Consider the following 22,973-nt stretch of genomic DNA (forward strand, 5'->3'; position numbering starts at 1 on the left):
TTATAAATCTCTATTTCTTCAAAAAACCAAATTCATAAATCTTCGGCTCAATCTTTTTGGCTAAAATTTTCATTCTCTCTCTTAAATTTCCAATCAATTTATTATAAGTTTCGTCAATACTTTTATTATTCATTCTTCCGCTTTTTGAATCTACTCCTTGAAAGAATTTCCTAATATCATAATATGACGCGTTAATATTAATCAAATCATGCTTATGATAATATTTCCATAACTCTCTGCCCGCTTCAAAAATATCTTTCGCTTCTTTTGAAAATTTTATTGGCTTTAGGCTTCTGCGTTCCGTTAAAAGTTCTTTCGTCTCTTTTGGTTTTATCTTCCCATCTATAAAATCTTTCATAAAACGCGATTCAAAACTATCTTTCGCTCCAACTTCCGCCTCGCTAAAAGGTATCCAATGATTAATTCCTTCTTCGCTTGTAATTCTATTTTGTCCATGAAATAAAGTAAAAGCCAAACAATCGCTTTGAAATTCTAAATCTTCTTCCCATAAATCGTTTGGATATAAAAATTGGTCTCTATCGTTTATCCAAGTCGCTTCAATGCATAATCGAACGGATAGATAAATAGAAATTTGAATTAAATTTGTTGCTGTTATTTTATATTTTGTCGCATTATTTAAATTACCGCCAGCTACTTTTGTTTGTATGCTACTAATTTTTAAAAATTTATTATTTTGATAATCGGGTCCATTATTTCCCGTATATCCAAGAATTTCTCCATTAGTTTCATATCCTGTAATCCATTGAGTTATAGTTAATTTTTGTTTATTAGATATATTTGAAGAAAATGATTTTTTTCCCAAAAATTCTATTTTTTCATTGAAAACATCTACGCTAATACTTTTTATTTTTTGTTTTTTAGAAGTATCCCAAATTAAAAACCCTATTGGAAAATTGCCTCGAACATTATCAAAAGTATTTGCGGGGCAAATAAAACCTTTTAAAAATTTCGCTTTAAATTCTTCTCTGAAATTTATAAAGCCGCTTGAATTTACATATTTTAAAGTTGAAAATGAAGCTAAAAAACAGTTTGGAATTTCTTTATAAATTCTAATAAAAAATTGAGTAAAAATCTCTCTTATCGAAAGTCCTAAATTTAATTCAACGCTATATTTCTCGTAAACTTTACCTAATGTCGCCACTTTCGTTTTATTTTTTCCAGTTCCCGTAGCTTGTTTTTGGTCGCCCGCTTCCGCATAAGGAGGATTGATATAAATAATAAGTTTTTCGGGTTTCTCCTCAATAACCTTCTTTAATTCTTTCGGTAATTTAGAAAAATCATCATTCAAAAAATCAAACTTAAAAATATGATTTCTAAACATTCCCGTCCCGCTCCTCAATCTTGCAAGCATTATATCAACATCCGCTTGGTCAATTGTAGATGCCCAAATATTATTTATATTAGTTAATCCCGCAAGTAAATTCCCAGTCCCAGCAGCCAAATCCCAAATATGATAATCCTCCTGCCATCTCTTACCCAAAACAGAAGCCAAATATCCTTGCGACTTTTCCGCCCAAATTTGTGGAGTAAAAAATGAACCCTTTCTTGAGCGTATATCTGGAGGAACAAGTAAATCTCGCCTGTTTATAATATAATCCCAATATTCCGTTTTCGGCGGTCTATGATATCTCTTCCAAAATTCTTTATGCGCTTTTTGATTGTCGTAAAAATGTGATTGCTTGCTCGTAATAAGTCCCATATCGTCTATTTTTCTGTCAAGTTCGTAATGGTCGGTTTTCAAAATAACAAAAAGTTTTTTTATTAATGTTAAATTATTTTCGCTTAATAAATCAGCCAAATAAAAATCGGCGTCTATTATTCCGTTCTTTTTAGCCATATCCCAATCTACAGAAATAGAATTTTTTACCGAAACAAGCCATTTTGAATAAATATTAACAAAATTATTTTTATCAATTTGAGTCTTCGATAAATTATTTTCAACTCCCGTCTTGCCAAAATTATTTTTAATAAAATCTTCAATCTCTTTGTCGTCTTTTCCAAACTTAAAAATAAAACTCTCTTCTTCTAAAGTATTTTTTACCATTTCGTAAAGTTGCTTAAACTCTTTCGTATTATGATTTGAAGGCGTCACATTCCAATTAAAATCATTTTGAGAGAAAACATCCATTATTTTATGATACGGCAAAAAAGCTATTTGCTCGGCGTCAAACTCTCCCAAAAATGCGGGTGGCAAATGTTTATCGTAGATTCTTCCCTTTCCGATTGTTAGAATTAATTGAACAAAAGATTCGATAAAGTCATGCTTATTTCCTTTTTTAGCTTCCGCCCATAAATAATATTCCGCTTCAAACTCTTTATCGTTAAAGTTATTTTGAGTTTTTAAATATTTATCTTTTTTATTAATTTTCTTCGCTATACAAAAATCAATCTTTCCTATTATTTGAGTGGAATCAAAATTTTTTGTCGTAAAATAATCGCTTGCGACTTTATTCTTTAATTCTTCTTCGGCTATTTTTTTATCGTATCCCATTATTTATAACCTCTATAAAATTTAATCAATTCAAAATTCAATTTATAATTTAATATTATATTTATCTACTAATATTAAAACTTGATATTATTTGGTCAATCTCTACCGATAAATGAGTATTTGCCTTTAATTCTTCTTTAACTTTATCTCTTGCATGAATTACGGAAGCATGGTCTCTATTAAAATCTAATCCAATTTCTGTAACCGATTTTTTAGAATATTCGCATGCCAAATACATTGCAATATGTCTCGCTTTCGATATAAATTTTGTTCTGTCCTTGCTGTCAAGTAAAGAAATTTCTATTTCGTAATAATCTGAAACTCGCTTTTTTATTTCTCTAATAGTGGCGTTTTGCAATTTTGGTTTGCTTGTAAAATAATCTTTAAAAATATTCATCTCTTCGCATTGTTCAATATTTGGAGTTATTTTCATTATATCTCTAACCGATAAATAGCTTCTTATAGCGCCTTCGATTTTTCTAACATCGGTTGTAATATTTTCCGCCATATATTTCATAATCTCTTCGTCAATGGAAGTATTTAAATCATTAATTTTTCTCTCTATAATTGCAAGTCTCGTTTCATATTGCGGAGGCTCTATCGACAATATTAAACTTTTTTCAAATCTATTTTTAAGTCTCGCTTCAATATTTCTCAATTCTTTCGGCGGTTTATCGCTTACAAAAACCATCTGTTTTCCCGCATTATCTAAAACCTGAAAAATTTCAAAAAGCTCTTTTGAAGTTTCTTGAGCGCTTTCAAGAAGTTGTAAATCGTCAAGCAAAAACATATCAAGAGATTTATATTTTCTTTTGAAAATATCGGGCTTTTTAATTTGAAGTCCATGAATATATTCGTCTCTAAAACCGCTTCCGTCAATATAACAAACTTTAGCGTTAGGTTTTATTTCCAAATAATTATTTCCTATCGCTTGAAGTATATGAGTTTTACCAATTCCAACGCTTCCATAAATATAAAGCGGATTATATTCTATTCCAGGTTTTGAAGATACTAATTTGGCAGCTTCAAAAACATATTTATTATTATTGCCTTGAATAAAATTATCAAAACGAAATTTTTTATTTAAATTAGATTTTTCAATATTTTTTTCTATGTTTATATTATTAGATTTAATAATATTTTCATTTGTAATTTTTTCATCAATAATAATTTCTTCTTCAATGTTATTTTCTTTAACAAATTTTGCATCGACTATAACATTTATATCTATATTATCTCCGCATTTATCTTTAAAAAAATCCTCAATTCTTTTAAGAAAATTTATTTTAATATGAGAGGCTGCAAAATCTCCCGAGCATACTATAGTCGGTTTATTATTTGTGTCTATCGTAAATGCCGAACCTTTAAGCAACGCTACGGCTTTGTATTCTTCGTTTCTTCCGAGAATTTCTAAAAATTCATTATAACAAGTTTTAAGTCTTTCCATTTTATTAAAAATCCGATATTTAAGGCTTATAAATAATTTTAATTAAGATATTATAGATTATATACTAAAAAGTCTAAAATATCAATAATATTGTATAATATAATGTATAAAAATATAGCTATTTAATTATAAATTATGTAATAATCAAAATTAATTGATTAAATTATTAAAAATATAAGTATTTTAGGCTTATTTTTACAAAAAATTTGTTTAATTAATGCATATTATAATAAAAAAGATTATTTGGAGTTAATATGCATACAAAAATATATTCTGAATCTCTTTACGGAATTGACGGAATACCAATAATAATAGAAGTTAACATTTCGGAAGGTTTGCCTAAATTTGATGTCGTTGGACTTCCCGACCAAGCGGTTAATGAAGCTAAAGAGAGAGTAATTGCGGCTATAAATAATAGCGGTAGATTTTTTCCGCCGAAGAGAATTACAATAAATCTTGCACCCGCCGATATAAAAAAAGCGGGCAGTTTATACGATTTGGCATTTGCTTTAGGAATATTATCTTCAAGCGCTCAAATATTTTTTGACGATTCTATGGAAAAAACTATTATACTTGGAGAACTTGCTTTAGACGGAAGCGTTAGAGAAATTAAAGGAATTTTTTCAATGCTATTAAATGCAAAAGAAAACGGCATAAAAAGCGCGATAATTCCGTTAAAAAATTTAGAAGAAGCCGATATAGTCGAAGGATTAAATTTATATCCAGTAAAAAACTTAAAAGAAGCGATTGATTCTATCGAAGGAAAGAAAAGCCCTATAATTTCAAAAGGAAAATTTAATTTTAAAGAAGACGAAGAAGAGAATATAGATTTTTCCGATGTTAAAGGACAAGAATATGCAAAAAGAGCGGCAATGATAGCGGCTGCGGGCGGACATAACTTTATTATGATTGGCTCGCCAGGTTGCGGTAAAACATTAATCGCTAAAAGAATTCCAACTATTCTTCCGCCATTAACTTTTGAAGAGGCTTTAGAAGTGACAAAAATTTATTCTTCTTACGGACTTTTGTCAAAAAATATGCCTATAGTAAAAAAGCGTCCTTTTAGAATTCCTCATCATACTTCTTCTTATGTAAGTCTTGTCGGAGGAGGAAGAAATATAAAAGCGGGCGAGATAACTTTAGCTCATAACGGAGTTTTATTTTTAGACGAATTTGTAGAATTTCAAAGTTCCGCTTTGCAAACTTTAAGAGAGCCTATGGAAGAGAGAGTAATAACTATAAGCAGAGCTAACGGAAGCATAAGTTTTCCCGCTAATTTTACTTTAATCGCCGCAATGAATCCTTGTCCTTGCGGATATTACGGAGACGAAAAACATATTTGCCGATGTTCTGAAATGACAAGAAAAAGATATATAGCAAAATTATCGGGACCGATTTTAGATAGAATAGATATTTCAATCGAAGTTAGAGCGGTTGATTATAATAAAATGATTGGAAAATGCGATGGCGAAAGTTCGGCTTCTATGCGAAATGTCGTAATTGATGCAAGAAAAAAACAAGAAAAACGATTCAAAGAAAACGGACTTAAAATATTTTCAAACGCTTTAATGGGAATAAAAGAAACTCAAAAATTTTGCATAATGGACGATAAGGCGAAAAATCTGCTTAATTTGGCTATTGAAAAATTTTCTATGAGCGCAAGAAGTTACGATAAAATTTTAAAAGTTTCAAGAACGATTGCCGATTTGGAAGATAAAGATATAATTGGAATAGAACATATAACGGAAGCTTTGCAATATAGATTTAATTTAAATTGATAAATTAGATTTTAAATTTAAATTAAAAATCAATTTACCATTTTAATAATAATTCCGTGTAAGCGTTTCCTTCTTTCATAGATTTTGTTATTTCTATCGAAGATTTTACATTATTAATAGATTCTAATAAAGAAGAAGCCCAATATAATATCGATAATTCCAAAACATCGGAATCCTCGTTAAAGTCTTTTATATGAGCGATTAAAATTCCTTTTCTACTTTTGATTATTTCTATACTCACAGGGTCGAATAAATTTTTAAATATAAATTCCGTGCCGTAGCTTAATATAAAAAATTTAGGAATAAAAATCGAAAATATTTTAGTCCATTTTGGAAGAATTCTATTATAACTATATTCTGCAATTTCTTTTATTCCCGTATTAGAACCGTCATAAAATAAATCGCATACCAATCTATAAGGATTATGAAAAGCCGTCATATAAGGATACCAATCGTTGCTTAAAATATCGTTTTTAAATATTAACGAAGAAGAAGGTTGCATTGCCGTTATCCATTTTTGATATCCGTCCTCTCCAAATTTATTTTTAACAAATTCTTTTAAGAGTATTAAATTCATTCCTCTTACTCTTTGCGTAATATTCGATTGAACTCTTATATCTTTAATTTTATATTTTGAAATTTCGCCTTCAATGTCCGTTAATAAAGAACTATTTTCATATACAAGTTTATTCATATTATTTACAGAAGCATAAAGATTTCCCGAATTAACCGATATTTTTTCAATATTCTCGTTTATATTTCCCGAAACATTTCTTATGCTCGATAAAGCTTTTGAATTATTTAAAGATAAAGAACTTAAAGATTCTATATTATTTTTTATCTCGCCCAATCTTTCGGTAATATTAATATATTGAGATTTAATATTTTCGCTTAATTTTGACATCATTGTAATAGAATGTAAAATTTCATTTGTTATTTTCGATTGTCCTGAAGAAGAATTATGAACGCTATCCATTAAATCCGTAATTTCAGAAACATCTTTTATAAGAGCGGAAAATTGTTCTGCAGAATCCGATAAATCATAGCTTGTGGTTGAAATTCTATCTTTAATTTCTTGCAAAATTCTATCCGCATTATCGGCTTGTTCGTCTGAAGTTTCCGACAAAATACGAATTTCTTCGGCAACGACTGCAAATCCCGTGCTGTATTTTCCCGCATGAGCCGCTTCTATTGCCGCATTCATTGCAAGTAAATTTGTTTGTCTTGCAATATTTCTAATCGAACTTACGAAATTTGAAATTGCAACTAAAGAGTTTATTAAATCTTCAGTAGATTTTGTAGCCGATTTAATTTTTTCTTTACTTTTAGACGAAGCGGATAAAAGATTTCTAGTTTTATTTTCGGCGCTTTCAATAATAGAATCTATATTTTCTATATTTTTAATCATATCTTCTATAGAGGATACGGTTTTTTCAATGCTCGCGCTTTCTTCTAATATTTTATCTTGCAAATTTTTAGCGTTTATATTTATCGCGTTTATATTACTCGTATTGCTTTCTATATATTCCTGTATATTTTTATTATTATTTTCTGCAATATCTATTTGATTCGATTCTTCGTTTAAATTTTTTCTTATATTTTCTACAGATTCGTTAACGCTATAAATAGTATTAACATTTTCGCTTATTTTTTCTGGAAAAGCGCTGGTTTGTCTTTTAAATATAGCTACATTTTTCTTTATATTTGATAAAGTATGTTGAAATCCGTTATTAATAACTTCAATCCATTTAGCCATTTCGGCAATTTCATCGCTTCCCGAAACTTCTGGAATTGCTAATCTCAAATCGTTATCGTCTATCGAATTTCCTATAGTGTCGGTTACTCTCGTTACAGAATTAAATACAAGTTTTATTAAAAATACGATTATCATCATAGCGACAAAAAAAGCTACAATAACCATATAAACTGTGGATTTATTCATTTCTTTCATTTCAGAATTATAATAAGTTTCGGGAATAAACATTACCATATTTAAATCTTTGGATATTGTTTTTACATAAGCAGTGAATTTCAAATTATTTACTATAATATCGCTATTTAAAATATTATTATTTTCAGTATTTGAATTTAAGAGCTCATAATCATCGGGATATAAAGCGTCTATTTTCAAATTATTTAAAGCGTCTTCTTTTGAATTAATAATACTCAAATCGTTTTTATTTATTATAAGTATGTCGGATTCTTTTATTGCAAAAATATTTTTTATATTTTCAGAATTATAACTTAAAGGAATGGATATTCCTACGATTCCTATAACCGCGTTATTGTTTACATTATTTATAGCTCTATCTATATTAAAAACTAAATTATTTTCAGAATCATAATTCATATATATTCTTGAGCTTTTAAAATTACGAATATTTAATATATCGTTTCTTTCTGTTATTACAAATTCATTATCTGCAGGCGAATATCGATAAGTTCCCGCCAAAGGTTGAAAGAATAATATACTTATCTCTCTTTCATAATTTAAATTATTTACGGAACTCGATAAAAAATTAGGCAAATACGAATATAAATATTCTCTGCTTCTATTATTTAAATTATTATACATAGCCGACAAACTAAAAGATAATTTTTCTACCTCTTCACGCGCCGTTATTATATTATTTTCAAATTCGTTCGCTATAACCGTAAATTTATTATTAATATTTTCATTAATAATATTTCTAAAAATTCTTGTGTTTACATTATCGCCTAAAAAGTAGACGCTTAAAGATATCATACTCATGACAATTATTATTATTAAAATAATACGAAATCTTATACCCATTTAAGATATACTCCTGCTAATTAAATATCGGAATTATCAATATATTTTTTAAAAATATAATATATCTAAATATAATAACTGTAAAGAGTATTATTTATAAATAATAAAAAAATATATAAGTTTGACATAAAATATTTAAATGTTATAATTAAATCGCTTGGAGGTAGATAAGTCCCGGTGGGCTTCGCGCTCTTCAAAAGCGTTGGATGTTATAGAAACATTGGCAGGTTCAACTCCTGCCTCTTCCGATAAATAAGCGATTATATAAATTATTGCATTTTGCAATAATTAATAGTCTCTTATCTTATTATAATTTAAGTGAGAGCTAATGGATAACAAATTTAATTTAATACAAGTAAATGCGGTATTGGAACATGAATCAATAAAGCCGTATTATAAAATTCTTTCTCGTCCGATAATAGCGGATATAATTCGCGAAACTTTGGATAAATTAAGATATGATTTTAAAAAAAATTCCGATTCAAATTTATCTTTATCTAAAGAAGATATAATAAAATTATGCGAAAAAAAAATAAAATCAAAATCGAATTTGCCAATTAAAAGAGTAATAAACGCGACAGGCACTATAATGCATACTAATTTGGGACGCTCGCCAATCGATTCTGAAATATGGGACGAAGTAAAAAATTTAAATATTTATAGCAATAATCTTGAATATAATATTAATAACGAAGGCAGAGGATTAAGAGGAGAATTTTTATATTCTCTTTTAGCAAAATTAACGGGAGCGGAAGATGCTTTAGTCGTTAATAATAATGCCGCTGCAGTATTTTTAATATTAAAGACATTCGCATCGGGCAAAGATGTTATAGTTTCAAGAGGCGAACAAGTTCAAATTGGCGGAGGTTTTAGAATACCTGAAATATTAAAAGAAGCTGGAGCAAATTTAGTCGAAATTGGCACTACAAATATAGTAACTATTAAAGATTATGAGGAAGCGATTACGGAAAATACGGCTATGATATTAAAAGTGCATGCTTCTAATTTTAGAATAAGAGGATTCGTAAAATATCCATCTTTAAAAAATATAAGAGACGCTATTCCCAAAAATATTCCTCTTGTTTATGACGAAGGAGCGGGAATATTTGACGAGAGTTTGTCGGAAGAAGAGCATATAAAATCGGCGTTAAAAAGCGGAGCGGATTTAGTATGTTTTTCGGGAGATAAAATGTTTTCAAGCGTTCAAGCGGGAATAATAGTAGGCAAAAAAGAATTTATTTCTAAAATATATAAGCATCCTTTAATGAGAGCTTTCAGATGCGGTAAAACGGTTTTGTCAATTTTAGAAAAATACGCTATAAAAAGATTAAATTCAACGGAACAATTTAAAGGATATTGCGAAAGGCTTCTTTCAATAAAGCCCGAAATTATTAAAGAAAAAGCTTTAAAAATTATAGAAAATATAAAAGTCTTTAATGTTATTGAAGAAAATATTGAAACGGGCGGCGGCGCTATGGCTGATATATTTTTTCCGTCTTACGCAATAAGTTTTAAGCCTAAAAATATAAAAGAATCGGTTAAATTTATGCATAATTTAGAAATTCCAATTATTCCTAAAGTAAAAAAAGATTCTATACTTTTATATGTTATAACTATAGACGATAAAGATATAGATTATATTAAAGAGTCATTAAATAAAATAGTCCAGAGTAACTTATTATAATCTTTATAATAAAAAATAAATATTAAAAACAAAGGGGGAATATTTTAAAGTGAATAAAATTATAGGCACGGCGGGGCATGTAGACCATGGGAAATCGGAATTAATTAAAGCGTTAACGGGCATTAAAATGATGAGACTTCCCGAAGAGAAAAAAAGAGAAATGACAATAGATTTAGGATTTGGATTTTTTAAACCTAAAGAAGATATTACGATAGGAGTTATAGATGTTCCAGGACATGAAAGATTTATAAGAAATATGGTTGCAGGAATGTGGAGTTTGGATTTAGTTATGCTTGTAGTTTGCGCAAATGAAGGTTGGATGAATATGACTGAAGAACATTCAAAAGTCGCTTTATCTCTTGGAATAAGAAATATAATTTGCGTAATAAATAAAATAGATTTGGTAGACGAAAACAAATTAAAAGAAAGCGAAGAGAATATAAAGAAAAATTTAATAAGAATATTCAAAAAAGATATAGAAATTATAAAAGTGTCCGCCGTTATAGGAGACAATATAGATTTTTTGAAAGAAAGAATAACAGATATATTGATTAAAGATAAATTTGAAGAAGATATAAAAACTCATATTTATGTAGATAGAGTATTTTCTGTAAAAGGAGCGGGACTTACAATAACGGGAAGTATTAAAGGCGGAAGCTTAAAAAAAGACGATTCTTTAATACATTATCCAAGCAAAAGAGAAGTTTATATAAGAAATATACAATCTTATCATGAAGACAGAGAAATAGTATATGCGACTTCTCGTATAGCGATTAATTTGAAAAATATCAAAAAAGAAGAAATTAGAAGAGGACATTTATTATGCGATAAAGAAGAAACTATATTTTTAACGGACGAAATAATATTAGAATTGGTAGGAGACAGCGATATAGAATATTTAAGAAAAATAAAAAACGCCGAATTTGCGATAGGCACGGAATGTTTAGTCGCTCAAATTATTCCGTTATACAAAAAGCCCGTTTATAAAGAAGACAATAATAATATAAAAAATAATGTTGAAGAAAGAGAAATAGATAAAAGATTTATAAGATTAAAATTTGACAAACCTTTATCAGTTTTTTGGAAGGAAAGAGGAATATTAATAAGTCATGGCGGAAGCGCTATAATAGGGACGGGAAATGTATTTTGGGGAACAAAAACTACTCCGTCAGTTAGAAAAAATATAATGGATAACGCTGCAAATTTTTTGGGAAATGTTAAAAGGATGGCATATACCGATTTGGTTATGTCGGTTAACGGTTATTCTTTTGCCATCGGAAATTTGCCCGATTATGCGGTAAAAATCTCAAATTATTTCGTTAAAAAAGATTATTTAAACTCTATTTTAGAAAAATCTAAAAAATTAATAGATTCTAAAAAAGACGGAATTTCATTTGAAGATATAAGAAATAGTTTTAATATTGACAACGCATTTACAAAAGCTTTTATTGATTATTTGATTCAAATTAAAATGATAATGCCTTTTAATAATATATATAAAAAATATAATCAAAATATTGAACTTAATAATTCTCAAAAAATTTTGCTCGAAAAATTAAAAAAAGAAGATTTAAACGGACTTGAAGAAAGAATAATAAAATCTTTTACAAATGGAATTAAAGATATTAAAGTTTTATCCGCTTTAAAACTTGCAATTTATCTCGAAGATGGAATATATTATCATATAGAAAGCTATAATAAGGCTAAAAATCTTATATTGAAAGACGCTAAACCTAAAGATATTATAACGATAGCTTTTGTAAAAGAAAAAACAAAACTTTCAAGAAAATATGTTATTCCTTTGTTAAATGCTTTAGAGAGAGAAAAATTATTAAAAAGAAACGGGAACGACAGAATAGTAATATAAGTTTTTTAATTATCTTGAAAAATATAAATTATATTGTATGATATGTTAATTAAATTACTTTAAATTTTTTATATAATGCCGATAACGGTATAGAATAAAAATATAATAAATTAGGACAGAATTGATGAAAAAAATTGTATTTGTTGTATTAATTTTAGCTTTAGTCTTTTTATCTTTACCTTTAGCGTCTCAATATAGATATACTTTCCCCGAATATATGGAAAATCTTCAAAGCAAAGTGCCGTTGAAAGCGATTGAATGGTTTGAAGAAAATGCATATTCTCCAACTTATGGAGTAAGCGAACTTATATTTGCATTTTATAGAGGAATTAGTAGATACGATTCTTATGTTAAATATAACGGTCCCGTTGAAAATTTAGACAAAGCGGCGGGAGATTTTAAGTTAGCTTTAGATATTCCTTACGATATAAAATATTTATATACCGATAGAGCGCTATTATATCTTGCGGGAATACTAACTATTTCAGAAGGAGATAAAGAATTAGCTTCTAGAATATTTAAATATTATGCGGATAATTGCGAACAATTTGACCCAAACTACCCTACTGCAATATATTGGTGTTTATATCTTGGATATATAAATAAAGATACTTATAATTTTTATTATGAAAAATTAATAAAATTAAATAAAAATAGCATATACGATGGACCGGTAATATACGATTATTTTAAGGGCGAATATAAAAGTATATCTGAAATGTTAAGAAGATTAGATAATGCAAATATGAATAAAAATAAACGCGGAAGAATACCTGAAAATGCCGATTTATTTGCGACTATAAAAAGTATGATTCCAATAATTCCAGAAGACGATAAATCTACTTTAGGTTCTACTTATCAATATTTAATTTTTGAAGAATATCCTCCTAAAGAATCTGTAAGTTCAAATTTTAATATAGATAGTATATTATCGGAATATTCCGATAGCAAAAAAAGATTTGATACAAAACCTATAAAGACAAACGAGATTTTTAATAATCCAAATATTAATATAGTAGAAACAAATAAACCTGCAAGAGATACGAATTTTATCAATACCGTTATAGCTTCAGGTTCTGAATCTTTAAATATATCGGTTGATAAAGTCGCTAATAATAATGTAAGAATAGATATAGCGGGAAGAACTTTTAATACTAAAACTTCGACTAACTTTATTATTCAATTAAATCAAGGCGATTATGATGTTTTAGTATCGTTTTTAGGAAAAAAATATACTAATAGAGTAAATGTTTCAAAAGGAGCTTATAATTTACTTTCTATAGTCGTTCAAGATGAAAATATAAAATAAAATTATTATTTCAATTAACTTATAACAGGAATATTCAAATGCTTAATATAAAGAAACCTAGAGGCACTAACGATTTTTTTTACGAATCCGCTTCTAAATTGGAATTTATAGAAAAAAAAATAAAAGATATAGTTAAACTTTACGGATATGAAAGAATAAGAACGCCAATATTTGAATCTACAGATTTATTTACAAGAGGAATAGGAGAAGATACGGATATAGTCGGAAAAGAAATGTTTACTTTTGAAGACAGAGGCGGACGCTCGCTAACTTTAAGACCTGAAGGCACGGCATCGGTAGTTAGAGCTTATATTGAAAACTCTATGCAAAATGAATTTTCTATAAATAAACTTTTTTATATCGGCACAATGTATAGAGCGGAAAGACCTCAAAAAGGAAGATATAGAGAGTTTAATCAATTTGGTATGGAATGCATAGGAACTTCTTCGCCATTGATAGACGCCGAAGTTATAGCTTTAAATATTAATATCTTAAAAGAATTTGGAATAGAAAATGCAAATCTTATTATAAATACAGTTGGTTGTCCTAAATGCAAACCAAATTATAATAAAGCTTTAAAAGAAGCGATTGGAAACAGAAAAGAAGAACTTTGCGAAACTTGTAAGAGAAGATACGAAACGAATATTTTAAGAATATTAGATTGCAAAAACGAAAAATGCAAAGAAATAATGAAAGATATTCCAAAATTTTATGATTATGTATGCGAAGAATGTAAAGAACATTTTGATAAATTATGCGAAGAGCTTAATAAAATAAATCAGAAATTTATAATAGAGCCTATGCTCGTTAGAGGATTAGACTATTATACAAAAACCGTATTTGAAGTTCAAACAAACGCTTTAGGTTCTCAAAGCGCTATACTTGGAGGCGGAAGATACGATAATCTTATAGGATTGTTTAATTCGGGAAAAAATATTCCCGCGCTTGGAAGCGCTATGGGACTTGAAAGACTTTTAATAGTTCTTGAAAATAATCAAAATATAGTTAAAGACAGACTTGATATTTTTGTAATTGCCTTCAAAGAAACCGAAAAAGAAGTTTTGAAAGTTATGCAAGAATTAAGAGCCTCAAATATAAGTTGCGATTGCGATTTTTCAGGAAAATCTATAAAAAATCAATTCAAATCGGCAAATAAAAGAAATTCAAAATTCGCTTTAATATTGGGAGAAGACGAATTAAAACGAAATTCATGCAAACTCAAAAATATGGATACGGGTGAAGAGAAAGAAATTCCATTAAATGAGATTTATAGAAATATTATTTAATGAATATATTGAAATTTTATATTTTTTATCTCACATAATAATATCATCATTATGAGAATTTTAAAAATCCGCACAATAACAATACATAAAAAATAACCCCGCATTTTTACGGGGTATTTTATTAGGAGGTAAAACATTAATAGTTTAAAACCAATACTTTATTTAGGGCGTCCGAAACCGAAACCAAAGAAAACCTCAAAAACTAATGAAGAAAATTTATATTTGTCCCAAGCGTAATATTTAGCGCCTCCTTCTCCCAATTTATCCATATCAAATTCCATACCGAAATTATAAAGTAAATTTGCTCCAATCTTAAAAGCCCAAAGCTCAGACATATAAAAATTTTTCTCCAAATTCAATTTTACATAAGGCATTACGGGGACTTTATACATGTAAGATATTCTCTTAAAGTTGAATTCTTTATAACCGCCATCATAATAACTTCCTAAACCGTCATTATGATAACTTCCTAATCCCCAATTAGCCTCATTTTTTCCTTTACCCGATTGGCTATATAGAGGAAGTAAAATACCCGCTCCTATCCCTAAAGAGATACCGTAATCAAAATTGAGTTTAGGCATTATCCCCAATATTAAACTATGGTAAATAAATCTATGTTTAGCCATTTCAGGATATTCTTTATATAATGTTCTAATTCTCATATAATGATTATATCCCGTTTCAAATAGGACGCTTACGCTACTTAAAACCCTGCTGTTTGGAAGCTCAAAATTAGCCCCTATATCTAAAAAAGCCGTCACAGATAAACCGCTATCTACTCTATCACCGCTAGAGATAATACTTTCTTCTCTATCTAATGCATAACTAAATTCTGTAGTAGCTCCAGCTCCAACTCCAAAAGCGAATTCAAAATTTGCAGAAAATAAATTATTTGAAAATATCATTATAAACAATATTATAAAAAATCTCATAAAAAATACCTCTTTAATTTTATTTCAATATTTATTTAAGATATTACATACAAAAAAAAAAAACAAGGGACAAAACTATAAAAATAAGAAAAATTTAGAAAAAATTATTTATTTTAAATTAATTATAATACATTTTATACATATTTTTAAGTTTATAGAAAAATAAAATTCGTAAATTTATTAAAATTTTAATTTCCACTTTAATGCTTATATATAAAAAATTATAAATATTTTTGATTTTTATGTTTAATTAATTGAGATTTATAAAATTATAAATTCTATAAGTTTATTAAAATTTAATCTTCAAATTATTATATTTCAAAACAAAGTCAAAGTAATATAAATAAAATCAAATATTTATAAATGAACCAAATCCTATTAATTAGAACAAGAATAATTAAGTTTAAAATTTAAATAAATTCTATAATCCGCATATATTAAGCTTTAATTTAAATCAATTTTATTTATCTATAGAATTTTTTAATAATTCAATTATATTTTTATAATCATTTTCTTCGGCAAAATCTAAAGCGGTTTTTCCATCGTTATTTTTAATATTAATATCCGCTCCGTTTTCTATAAGAAGTTTGACGATTTCCTCATCGTCCGATATTGCCGCCTCCATTAAAGCCGTGTAGCCGTCCTTGTTTTGCGTATTGATTTCAACTCCGTTTTCTATAAGAAGTTTAACCGTTTCATAATTTCCAAAAGTAGAAGCGTATATTAAAGCGTTAGCTCCTTGCAAATCTTTATCATTAACATTAGCGCCATTTTCTATAAGTAATTTGCATATTTCGTAATTTATATAATCGTCTTCAGTCGAGGCGTTCATTAAAGCGGTAGTTCCTACATTATCTTTCCCATTTTCTATAGCGTTAATGTCCGCAAGTATTTTAACCGTTTCATAATAAAAACTTGAAGCTTCTATTAAAGCCGTTGAATTATCGTTATTTTTAGCGTTGATATTTGCTCCGTTTTCAATTAAAATTTTTACTACTTCGATATATCCGAATTTTGAAGCCAAAATTAAAGCCGTGTTATTTTCTTTATCTTTAGTTTCAATCAAACTTTTAATATTTACTTCTTTATCAATAATTGATTTAATCTTTTTAAAATCTCCGTCTTCTGCTGCTTTCAAAAATCGTTTTTCTTTAGGAGTTAATAAATCTTCTAATTTAAGAATTAAAAATATTAAAATTAAAATCGATAAAGATATTATTATTTTTGTATAATTATTCATAAATACTCCAATTAAATTATTTGCTATATTATAAATTATTTTTTAAAAATAAAATACTTTTAATTTTTAAATTAGTTGAAAAAAATTAAAAATTAGGCTTGACAAAATTTCAAATATGTATTACTATTTATAGTATTGTTTAATAAAATTATGGAGGATTAAAAATGACAAATAGTAATAATGGATTCTTTGGGAAATTTGGCGGAAGATTTGTTCCTGAAGAATTAGAAAAAATCTTAATCGAATTAGAAAAAGCATTTTCGCATTATATCAACGATAAAGATTTTTTAAACGAATTAAACGAATTGAGAGACGATTTTATAGGTAGACCGACTCCTTTAATGTTTGCAAAAAATCTATCCGAAAAAATTGGCGGAGCTAAAATTTATGTCAAATTGGAAGGCTTGGCTCATACGGGCGCTCATAAAATCAATAACGCGATAGGACAGGCTTTACTCGCTAAAAAAATGGGCAAGAAAAAAGTAATTGCCGAAACGGGAGCGGGACAACATGGACTTGCAACGGCTTCGGCATGCGCAAAATTGGGACTCGAATGTTCTATTTATATGGGAGAAATCGATGTTAAAAGACAACAACCGAATGTAGCTTCTATGGAATTATACGGAGCTAAAGTCGTGCCTGTAAAAATTGGCGGAAGAGGATTAAAAGATGCGGTAGATATGGCGCTTCAAGATTGGATTAAAGATTTGAGCGACACTCATTATTTGCTTGGAAGCGCGGTAGGACCTAGTCCTTATCCCGATATTGTGAGAACATTTCAATCGGTAATTGGCAGAGAATTAGAAAAACAAATTAAAGAAAAAAATTTAAATGTTAAAGCTTTGATTGCATGCGTTGGAGGAGGCTCTAACGCGATAGGTTTTTTTGAGCCTTTTATAGAAAAACAGAATCCTAAACTTATCGCAGTTGAAGGCGGAGGAATAAGTATGAATCTTGGAGAAAATGCGGTTAGAATGAAAAATCCTTACGCTAAAGATTTTACAGCTCAAGGTTATAGAAGTAAATTTATATTAAAAGAAAATGAAGAGATAGCGGAAACTATGTCAATATCGGCGGGCTTGGATTATCCTGGAGTTGGACCTCAACTTGCATATTTGGGAGAAAGCGGAAGAATAGAGTTTACTTATGCAACAGATGAAGAAACCGTTAATGCCGTTAAAGAGTTCGCTAAAAACGAAGGCATTATATTCGCGTTAGAAAGCGCTCATGCGGGAGCAAAAGCTATAGAATATGCAAAAAATTATAATAAGGACGATGTTATTATAGTTAATATGTCGGGCAGAGGAGATAAAGATATTTTTATAACCTCGCCAATATTCCGCCCAAACGAATGGAAAAACTTTTTGAAAAGCGAATTGGATAGATTGGAGAAAAATGTAGATATTCATAAATTCTAATATTTTAATACAATTATAATAGGCTTTGTTTAATTAATAATTTATTTAATGATTTTAAATTTATAAATAAAGCCTATTGTTTATTTTGAAGTAAAGTAAAATTTATTTTTTACTATCGATAATAAATAATGAATAATTTTACGCACTTTTTATAAAAAGTATCTATTAATTAAAGTCAAATTTTAAATGAAATAGAATCTTATTAATTTTCTATTATCTTTTATAATTATATAAAAACTTAATTTATTTATATTATTGACTTATATATAAATTCGCATTATTCTATTTGTCTAAAAAATAATTTAAGGAAAGATAATTTGAAATTGCCTTTAAGTATCGAAGAAATTAACGATATCGTAGAAAAAAATTATAATAATAAATACGATAAAATTACCGCGTTTATAAAAGATTCTGAAATTTCAAATGTTTTTATAAAAGATAAAAGCGTCAAAGTTTCTCCAAAAGTTATAAAATATATTATTGGAGAATATTTAAACTTAAAAGAAATTTTGAGATTGGATAATGTCGATAATATCGGCTATTCTTTAGATAACAATTCTTTTAGAGAAGCGCTTGAAAAAATTTATATTGCAAGCAAAAAAGACAATAAAACTAAAAATATACTTTATCCTTATTGCATATTCGCTTCAAACGATCAGATTAATAATTTGTATAAAGAAGCTAAAGAAATTGCAAGCTCAAGGTCTAAATATGCGTCATTTATGTTTGAGGCTATAGCTTTAAACGGAACGAAAACGGCTTTGAATTTGGTTTACGAAGCTTCAAAAAAATTAAAACAAAAAACCGTTAGATTTACTTGCAAGGCTATTTTGAATTTAATCGCAAAAGAAATTGGAATTCATGTAGAAGTTTTTGCAGATAAAATAATTCCCGATTTTGATTTTGATAAAGATGGAATAAGAATAGTTGAAGCAGAAAATAAAAAATTCAAAATAACTTTAAAAAATGATTTTAGCATTTCAATATTTGATGAAGAAAAAAATAAAGAGTTTAAAAATTTTCCTAAAGATTTTCCCGAAAATGATAAAAAAGAACTTTCAAAATTAAAGAGCGAAATTAACAGAGTTTTAAAAATACAAACGGAAAGATTGCAATATGTTTTTTTGGACGGTAGAAAATGGAGTTTTGAAGATTGGAAAGAAATATTTTTTAATAATCCTTTAATAAAAGATTTTGCAATAAAACTTATATGGGGTGTTTACGATAAAAAAAATAAATTATTAAAAACTTTTAGATATATGGAAGACGGTTCTTTTAATAACGAAGACGATGAAGAGATAAAATTAGAAGATAAAAAATTAAAAGATAAAATTTTAATCGGACTAATAAGTCCAATAGAGATAAATAAAAAAATTATAGAAAAGTGGCAAATACAATTAAACGATTATGAGATAGTTCAACCTTTTAATCAACTTTCTACAAAAACAAAAAAAGAATTAATAAAAAAAATTCCTTCAGTTGTCACAGTTCGAACAATTAGAGGATTGGCTTCAAAATTATGTTTAGAAACGGAATTCGGAGACGGGGGATTTATATACGGTTATTATTTATTCGACACTTATAACGAGGCTTATTTAGAAATTATAACTTCGGGCATTTTTTACGGCGCTTATAATGACGAAGAAATTAACATAAAAATAAATTTCAGAAATGCGGATGAAAGATTTGAATACGGCGCTTATTTAATACTCTCTAATTATTTGAAATAATGCGATATTTTATTAATAAAACAAATCTTATAATTTGGCATTTGTAAAATTATAATCTATCAATAATAATATTAATTCTTTTTAAAAAATAATTAACATTTTTTAAACTTTCCGAAAGCAAAAAATCTAATCTTTTTTTAATATCGGCTTCTACTCTCTCGCTCATTATAATAACCGCGGATAAAATATTTTTTAATATCGGAGCTTTTTCTTTATATTTTTCTATTATATTTATTATTTCGTTATAATCGTTTTTTTTATAATTTATTAAAATATTTCTAAACTCTTCTAAAATATTTTTTAATTCAATGTAGGCTTTTTTTATATCGTCTTTTTTGTCTATCTTATATAATTTTTCCGCTATATTTAAAACTTTTTCTCTCGCTTTATCTTCTAAAAAATTTTCTATAATATCTTCTTTAAAAGAATTTATATCAATCGCATCGGATTTTATTCTTCCTATAAACATTTTTGAATATTTATTTTTTAATTCTTTAAAATATTCAATTTGGTTTTCAAAAATAAATTCGGTAGGCGGATAAACATTTACATTTGAATTATTTTTTATAGCGTCAAAATAATAAGATTCCATAGTCTTTAATTTGCTCGTTTTATTAATCATATATTCGTAAGATAAAGCATGCTTAATATGTCTTTGATAGTAAGGATAACTATTGTCAAAACCGATTAAAAGAACTTTGTCGAAATTAGTATAATAAGCGAAATCTATCATTGTAGTCGCAACTGTGCTTGAAGTCGTAAGCGAAGATATATCGGTAAACTTTTTTAAATATTCAACAATTCCTAAATTGTCAGTTGAAGTAAATCTTATAATTTTTGTTCTATCATAAATAATTTTTGGAATAATTTTATTGCAAGCTATATCCATTACTAAATAAGGAAATTTTTTATTTTCGCATACAAAATCTAAAGAATTAAAAAATCCTCCATCAACAGTTATAATAAAATCGGGAATAATTCCATTTTTGCATAAAACCGAATAACTCGTATCAACGCATATTATTATTAAATTTTTTCTATGAGTTTTAATTTTTTCTATATAATTTATTAAAGTTGGACCAGGGCAGATAAGCAAAGCATTAAAACCATTAAACGCATTTTTAAAAACAGAAATATCGGAAGATTTATTTACATATTCGCTATTTAAAATTATATTTTTTGTCCAAATATTTTCAAAATACAAATTCGTCCATATATTTGAAAATTCTTTTTCAATATTATTTAATATCTCTTCGTAAAATTTATTAGCTTTATCTTTTTCTTCTTTTGTAAGAGACGGAAGCAAAACCAAACTTACTCCGTTTATATTTTTGTAATCTACAATTTTATTTATATAATCAATATTGTCTTCGGCATAAATAAAGAAAATATTTTTTTTGTCGGTATTAAAAATATTATAATAAGAATATTTAAATAAATAATCGTCTTCTACGACTACTATTATTTTTAAACTTTCCAAAATTTTTTTATCAAAATAATTTTCAATATTTTCAATCAAATATTTAATAATATAACCCAAACCGTAGCCGTAAATTATAAGAAGATTTTTATTTTTATTGATTTTTTCTAAAGCTCTTTTGCATTCGTTTTCAATATTATATTTGCTATGAACCGCTCTATTATTTTTATAAGCTATAATAAAACCGTCTGTATTTTTTTCTATTTTGTATTCGCTTTTTTTATTATTCAAATCATTGTTTAAAGCGTTATGCAATTTTACCGAAATATTCATAAAATAATTTAATCTTTAAATTAAACAAGTATTATAATTTTTGTCGGATATTTCATTTTCATTATTAGTAAAAGATTTCATTTTGTTTATATAATTTATAATAATCTCATAAAAAATTTTATATTTAATATTATAAATCAAGAAAATCTTTTAAGAATTTTCCAACGCCGTCATCATTATTATTTAAAGCTACATAATCGGCGCTCTTTTTAAGTTCTTCCTCTCCGTTTTCCATAGCGACTCCGACTCCCGCAAACTCAATCATTTCAATATCGTTGTAATTATCGCCGAAAGCGATTACATTTTCTCTCTTTATTCCTTTTTTATCGCAAAGCCATTTTAGGGCAGAACCTTTATTTATTCCGTCTCTCAATATTTCCAAAAAATTTGTATGCGAAAAAGAAGTATGAACTTTAACGGTTTCTCTTATTTCGTCTTGCAATTTTTCCAAAACTTCTCTATCGCCTATAAAAAGCATTTTGCTAAATTCAAATTTTTCTATATTATGTAAACCTATAAAAATTTCTTTAAGGTTTTCTTTTTGAACATATCTTCTAAAATAAAAATCTTCTTCAGAGGCTATATATTTATTTCCGCAATAAACATGCAAATAAACATCGTATTTTTTATAAATATCCATTATTTTAAAAGCGGTTTTTTCTTCCAAAGGCTCGTTATAAACAAATTTTCCGCTGTCATCGACAATTAAAGAACCGTTAAGAACTATGGACTCGTTTTTATTATTTAAATAATTTTTATAGCGAATCATTCCCTCAAAAGGTCTGCCCGTAGATAAAATTATTTCTACTCCGTTATTCATTAAATATTCAAAAATTTCTTTGTTGTATTTGCTTATTTCACTTTCGTTATTTAATAAAGTGGCGTCCAAATCTGTGGCTATTAATTTTATATTTTTTAAATTATTCATAGCTATAAATTATAATATATATTATTTTAAAAACAAGCGATTTGATAAAGGTAATATAGATAATATTTTGACAAATTAAAATAAAATTTTTTAGTTATTTACAAAAAACATAATTTTACAATACTGAAATAAATCGTTAAAATAATTTTTTATAATTAATTACAATTTAACGCTTGCAATAAATTTCAAATATGTTATAATTTTTAGTGGAAAGTTCGTTCAATTGGTAGAGCAGCGGTCTTGAAAACCGCCGGGCTAACACCCATGTGGGTTCGAGTCCCACACTTTCCGAATT

14 protein-coding genes and 2 tRNA genes are annotated in these 22,973 nt (G+C 27.3%); 9 read left to right on the forward strand and 7 right to left on the reverse strand.

The features are described 5' to 3' along the window. Positions 1-10: 10 nt before the first annotated feature. Both EPJ79_RS02315 and dnaA read right to left on the reverse strand, forming a co-directional pair. On the reverse strand, positions 11-2,512 hold the full coding sequence (locus tag EPJ79_RS02315; RefSeq protein ID WP_147738289.1) for a hypothetical protein: 2,502 nt from the start codon (positions 2,510-2,512) through the stop codon (positions 11-13). Positions 2,513-2,573: 61 nt separating this feature from the next. Continuing rightward, a complete protein-coding gene (gene dnaA / locus EPJ79_RS02320) occupies positions 2,574-3,959 on the reverse strand; it encodes a chromosomal replication initiator protein DnaA (RefSeq protein ID WP_147738290.1) in 1,386 nt (461 codons plus the stop codon). 254 nt (positions 3,960-4,213) lie between these two features. Here dnaA and EPJ79_RS02325 point away from each other — a divergent pair, with 254 nt between their 5' ends. Beyond that, the gene (locus EPJ79_RS02325; RefSeq protein WP_147528611.1) at positions 4,214-5,737 is read left to right on the forward strand and encodes a YifB family Mg chelatase-like AAA ATPase; all 1,524 of its coding nucleotides are present in this window, start codon (positions 4,214-4,216) and stop codon (positions 5,735-5,737) included. Positions 5,738-5,771: 34 nt separating this feature from the next. On the opposite strand, the gene EPJ79_RS02330 is transcribed toward EPJ79_RS02325, so the two are convergent. Next, entirely contained in the window at positions 5,772-8,531 is a 2,760-nt protein-coding gene (locus EPJ79_RS02330) for a methyl-accepting chemotaxis protein (RefSeq protein WP_147738291.1), read from the reverse strand. Between the two features lie 159 nt (positions 8,532-8,690). Between EPJ79_RS02330 and EPJ79_RS02335 the strand changes: the two genes are divergently transcribed. The 5 genes from EPJ79_RS02335 (at position 8,691) to hisS (ending at position 14,677) form a co-directional block, all read left to right on the forward strand. Next, positions 8,691-8,780: transfer RNA gene (locus EPJ79_RS02335), tRNA-Sec, on the forward strand. 79 nt (positions 8,781-8,859) lie between these two features. Next, complete coding sequence (gene selA, locus EPJ79_RS02340) at positions 8,860-10,215, forward strand: L-seryl-tRNA(Sec) selenium transferase (protein ID WP_147738292.1); 1,356 nt, start codon at positions 8,860-8,862, stop codon at positions 10,213-10,215. Between the two features lie 49 nt (positions 10,216-10,264). Further along, positions 10,265-12,082, forward strand: coding sequence for a selenocysteine-specific translation elongation factor (selB, locus tag EPJ79_RS02345; protein WP_147738293.1), 1,818 nt, complete (start codon positions 10,265-10,267; stop codon positions 12,080-12,082). A gap of 124 nt (positions 12,083-12,206) precedes the next feature. Then, on the forward strand, positions 12,207-13,391 hold the full coding sequence (locus tag EPJ79_RS02350; protein WP_147738294.1) for a protein kinase: 1,185 nt from the start codon (positions 12,207-12,209) through the stop codon (positions 13,389-13,391). Positions 13,392-13,429: 38 nt separating this feature from the next. Then, entirely contained in the window at positions 13,430-14,677 is a 1,248-nt protein-coding gene (gene hisS, locus EPJ79_RS02355) for a histidine--tRNA ligase (RefSeq protein ID WP_147738295.1), read from the forward strand. 158 nt (positions 14,678-14,835) lie between these two features. Here the strand turns inward: hisS and EPJ79_RS02360 are convergent, their stop codons facing one another. Both EPJ79_RS02360 and EPJ79_RS02365 read right to left on the reverse strand, forming a co-directional pair. Beyond that, on the reverse strand, positions 14,836-15,609 hold the full coding sequence (locus tag EPJ79_RS02360; RefSeq protein ID WP_147738296.1) for a hypothetical protein: 774 nt from the start codon (positions 15,607-15,609) through the stop codon (positions 14,836-14,838). Between the two features lie 460 nt (positions 15,610-16,069). Beyond that, the gene (locus EPJ79_RS02365; RefSeq protein ID WP_147738297.1) at positions 16,070-16,849 is read right to left on the reverse strand and encodes an ankyrin repeat domain-containing protein; all 780 of its coding nucleotides are present in this window, start codon (positions 16,847-16,849) and stop codon (positions 16,070-16,072) included. 164 nt (positions 16,850-17,013) lie between these two features. Here EPJ79_RS02365 and trpB point away from each other — a divergent pair, with 164 nt between their 5' ends. Beyond that, positions 17,014-18,267: a tryptophan synthase subunit beta gene (gene trpB, locus EPJ79_RS02370; RefSeq protein WP_147738298.1), complete on the forward strand. Its 1,254-nt coding sequence runs from the start codon at positions 17,014-17,016 to the stop codon at positions 18,265-18,267. A 317-nt stretch (positions 18,268-18,584) separates the two neighbouring features. Beyond that, positions 18,585-19,997 carry a DUF4132 domain-containing protein gene (locus tag EPJ79_RS02375; RefSeq protein WP_147738299.1) on the forward strand — a complete coding sequence of 471 codons (1,413 nt, stop codon included), beginning with the start codon at positions 18,585-18,587 and terminating at the stop codon, positions 19,995-19,997. 49 nt (positions 19,998-20,046) lie between these two features. Here the strand turns inward: EPJ79_RS02375 and EPJ79_RS02380 are convergent, their stop codons facing one another. Further along, entirely contained in the window at positions 20,047-21,750 is a 1,704-nt protein-coding gene (locus tag EPJ79_RS02380; protein WP_147738300.1) for a motility associated factor glycosyltransferase family protein, read from the reverse strand. Positions 21,751-21,880: 130 nt separating this feature from the next. After that, entirely contained in the window at positions 21,881-22,678 is a 798-nt protein-coding gene (locus EPJ79_RS02385) for a Cof-type HAD-IIB family hydrolase (RefSeq protein ID WP_147738301.1), read from the reverse strand. Between the two features lie 208 nt (positions 22,679-22,886). On the opposite strand from EPJ79_RS02385, the gene EPJ79_RS02390 reads away from it, so the two are divergent. Beyond that, a tRNA-Ser gene (locus tag EPJ79_RS02390) sits at positions 22,887-22,969 on the forward strand. Positions 22,970-22,973: the final 4 nt, after the last annotated feature.

Origin of the sequence: Brachyspira aalborgi, from assembly GCF_008016455.1 — a bacterium.
In the GTDB taxonomy this organism is placed as follows: Bacteria; Spirochaetota; Brachyspiria; order Brachyspirales; family Brachyspiraceae; genus Brachyspira; species Brachyspira aalborgi.

Excerpts from the sequence above, each read along its gene's own strand:
- EPJ79_RS02315 (WP_147738289.1), bottom strand. The coding sequence starts at position 2,512 with ATGGGATACGATAAAAAAATAGCCGAAGAAGAATTAAAGAATAAAGTC.
- dnaA (WP_147738290.1), bottom strand. The coding sequence starts at position 3,959 with ATGGAAAGACTTAAAACTTGTTATAATGAATTTTTAGAAATTCTCGGA.
- EPJ79_RS02325 (WP_147528611.1), top strand. The coding sequence starts at position 4,214 with ATGCATACAAAAATATATTCTGAATCTCTTTACGGAATTGACGGAATA.
- EPJ79_RS02330 (WP_147738291.1), bottom strand. The coding sequence starts at position 8,531 with ATGGGTATAAGATTTCGTATTATTTTAATAATAATAATTGTCATGAGT.
- selA (WP_147738292.1), top strand. The coding sequence starts at position 8,860 with ATGGATAACAAATTTAATTTAATACAAGTAAATGCGGTATTGGAACAT.
- EPJ79_RS02350 (WP_147738294.1), top strand. The coding sequence starts at position 12,207 with ATGAAAAAAATTGTATTTGTTGTATTAATTTTAGCTTTAGTCTTTTTA.
- hisS (WP_147738295.1), top strand. The coding sequence starts at position 13,430 with ATGCTTAATATAAAGAAACCTAGAGGCACTAACGATTTTTTTTACGAA.
- EPJ79_RS02360 (WP_147738296.1), bottom strand. The coding sequence starts at position 15,609 with ATGAGATTTTTTATAATATTGTTTATAATGATATTTTCAAATAATTTA.
- EPJ79_RS02365 (WP_147738297.1), bottom strand. The coding sequence starts at position 16,849 with ATGAATAATTATACAAAAATAATAATATCTTTATCGATTTTAATTTTA.
- trpB (WP_147738298.1), top strand. The coding sequence starts at position 17,014 with ATGACAAATAGTAATAATGGATTCTTTGGGAAATTTGGCGGAAGATTT.
- EPJ79_RS02380 (WP_147738300.1), bottom strand. The coding sequence starts at position 21,750 with ATGAATATTTCGGTAAAATTGCATAACGCTTTAAACAATGATTTGAAT.
- EPJ79_RS02385 (WP_147738301.1), bottom strand. The coding sequence starts at position 22,678 with ATGAATAATTTAAAAAATATAAAATTAATAGCCACAGATTTGGACGCC.